At 47.2% G+C, this 2,877-nt stretch carries 3 protein-coding genes; 1 reads left to right on the forward strand and 2 read right to left on the reverse strand.

Translation table 11 applies throughout. The features are described 5' to 3' along the window. Nucleotides 1–474: 474 nt before the first annotated feature. A complete protein-coding gene (locus JSN25_RS00010; RefSeq protein ID WP_204525351.1) occupies nt 475–1,269 on the reverse strand; it encodes a nucleotidyltransferase domain-containing protein in 795 nt (264 codons plus the stop codon). A 407-nt stretch (nt 1,270–1,676) separates the two neighbouring features. Here JSN25_RS00010 and JSN25_RS00015 point away from each other — a divergent pair, with 407 nt between their 5' ends. Next, complete coding sequence (locus tag JSN25_RS00015) at nt 1,677–2,225, forward strand: AAA family ATPase (RefSeq protein WP_204525352.1); 549 nt, start codon at nt 1,677–1,679, stop codon at nt 2,223–2,225. 185 nt (nt 2,226–2,410) lie between these two features. On the opposite strand, the gene JSN25_RS00020 is transcribed toward JSN25_RS00015, so the two are convergent. Next, nucleotides 2,411–2,877 (reverse strand): IS3 family transposase (locus tag JSN25_RS00020; protein ID WP_204525353.1); only part of this gene is annotated, 467 nt, incomplete at its 5' end.

Raw genomic sequence — 2,877 nt, forward strand, 5'->3', positions numbered from 1 at the left:
ACTACTGTTTTTGCTATAGTATTAATGGTATGTAGGAATTTCGGACGCGGGTTAAACTCCTGCCAGCCCAAATTTCTCGATTGGTGATTACCAGAGTCATCCAATAAAGTCCTAAGAGCCCGCACGGCGCAAGCYCTGCGGGCTTTTTTGTGTCTGTWRTTGYCCGARRRCATCCRGCTAAATCCAGAGAAAATTGGTACACGTATAGGTATACGCTATCTATACTGTGGTCCATTAAACGTGTACCAACTATGGAAAGAATCCAGACATGGCGCGTATCACACGCCCCCTCACTAACAACGAGATCCTTAAAGCTAAGCCCCGAGAAAAAGAAACCATGGTCAGTTTTGAACGATATACTGACCTTTACTTGCTAAAAACGTCTTAGATTACAAACTCAAGGCACTAATACAGAGCAGAAGTTTTTCGGCTGCATTGCTGGCGGCATCCCAGATGTTAGCGATAAGAAGGGACTTAGTCAGAGTACTCTTTCAGCATGGCAAGAACCGCCTGTCGTGCCGCATCGTCTGCAATATTGTCAGGCAAAGCATCAGCTCGCAGATTGATATAAGCATCAGCGGCCATTTTGATGGCCATGCTGACGGAGTCACAATCGTGCGTGGACAGCGTAGAAGTCAGCAGGCCATCAGGATCAATGCTGAGGAATTCAATGCGGCGAACGCCACGTTGCGGTAAATTTGCACGACGGTACAGCATAGGTCCCAGCACCTGCTCGCGGAAGAATGCCAACATACCCATCGCTTCAAAGAGTTCGCCCCTTCCCAGTTTAACCACCGCATAATGAAGCCAGATCCAGGCGCGGGACTCAAACCACTCCGGCGTCATGTTTGGCCAGTGAGCGCTAAACTTTGCCAGTTGTCGCTCCAGAGCAGTGTTATCACGGGTAAATAACACCGCTGGCTCCTCAACGCGTTGAGTGAGCATATCCAGGGTGACGAATTTCAGATCGACATGAAGGAGTTCAGGGCCATACAGGCATATAAGCAGACGAGGCTCTCCGACATGTTCCCCGGTGAAAGCATGCAGCAGATGGCCTAATGTCCCGGCAAGTTCCCTACGCTGCGCCATGATTTCGTCATAGTGGAGAGAATCAACGACAACGACAAAATCGAGATCGGAGTATTTATCAAATCCGCCGTGAACAATCGAGCCACCAGCAAGAAGGGAATGGATTCGCGAATCCGACTGAAATTTAAGCTTGAGTTGCTCTGCAAAACTTCTGTGTAAATCGGGTAATGTACTCAGCATACTTTTTCCTGTTCACAAAAAATACAAAGCATTTCAGAATATCGAGTAGTTTATATTCAGGCCAGATATTTTTTGCAGGAACAGTCATATCCATTGAAGACGCTCACTTAGCCGCATGCCCACTATTGGTGGGGAAGACCAGAGAGCGAAGTGCAGCGTTTAGCTGGGGGAACGTTTGATCGTCTGCATTGGCAACGTCCTCAGATTCCATCGAATGGTGAAATCCAGCCCACCTTTCAGTCGTATTGCTAGCACAGTTTTAGTACGTCCTGTCAGAACGAGTAGCGGATATGCAAGCCAGGATAAAATGTAGTTAGTCAAACCATCAACAAGTAATCTGCCGACACGGGAAAATACGCCATAAGAATTGCTACTTCATCGCGTCTATAAATGTTCAGGAGGGTTCAATGTCTTCATCTTTTCAACATCGTATCATTCTTACAGGTGGCCCTGGGTCAGGCAAAAGCACGATAATTGATACCATTAAAAAAAGAGGTTTTTGGTGTTCTAAAGAAGCTGGACGAGGTGTTATACAAGACCAGGTTAACATCGGCGGTGATGCATTGCCATGGGCCAATCAAACTACGTTCGCAGAGCTCATGCTATCCTGGGAAATGCGTTCATGGCACGAAGCAGAAGGGCAAACAAGACCCTGCTTCTTCGACCGCGGTGTTCCTGATGTTGTAGGTTATTTACGTCTTTCAGAGCTTACCATACCGAAGCATTTGGAAAACGCCATCGAGAGATTTCGCTATAACCGAACAGTATTTATAGCCCCCCCCTGGCGTGACATATATGTACAGGATACCGAGCGCAAGCAATCTTTCGATGTCGCCGTCGCGACCTATCACGCAATGGTGCAAACATACCGTATGTATGACTATCAGTTGATTGAATTGCCATGCGTTTCTGTTGAGGAGCGTGTGGATTTTATCCTTTCCAGGATAGTATGCTGATAAAATAGCAACTACGCGTAATGGTGAATCCCCCTGCCTGAATCGGCCATCGTGGCATGAAAATACATTCTCTATGCGCGCGCTTGCAGACTGCAATTTATGTTTGTATGAAAATCCGCAATGAGGGTTTAAATTTTATTTAAGAGGGAATAAATGCGTACTCGTCCTGAATCGCCACGGATAATCTAGACACTTCCGAGCCGTTGATAATACTGGTTTTCATATTCTGTCGGTGACATCTGTTCGCTAGAACCATGCCGACGCTTACTGTTATAAAACATTTCGATGTAATCAAAAATATCGCTGCGGGCTTCTTCCCGCGTTCCGTAGATCTTTTTCTTTATCCGTTCGCGTTTCAGCAACTGGAAAAAGCTTTCTGCAACCGCATTATCGTGACAGTTACCGCGACGGCTCATGCTCCCCTCCAGGCCGTGTGATTTCAGGAACGACTGCCACTCATGGCTTGTGTACTGACTGCCCTGATCCGAATGAACCAGCACCTGTTTTTGGGGATTACGCCGCCATACAGCCATCAGCAGTGCGTTCAGGACAATGTCCTTTGTCATCCGGGATTGTATGGACCAGCCGATAATTTTGCGTGAGAACAGATCAACAACCACGGCAAGATACAGCCAGCCTTCGTGGGTCCTGA

Origin of the sequence: Citrobacter cronae (genome assembly GCF_016893685.1) — a bacterium.
Classification (GTDB): domain Bacteria; phylum Pseudomonadota; class Gammaproteobacteria; order Enterobacterales; family Enterobacteriaceae; genus Citrobacter; species Citrobacter werkmanii.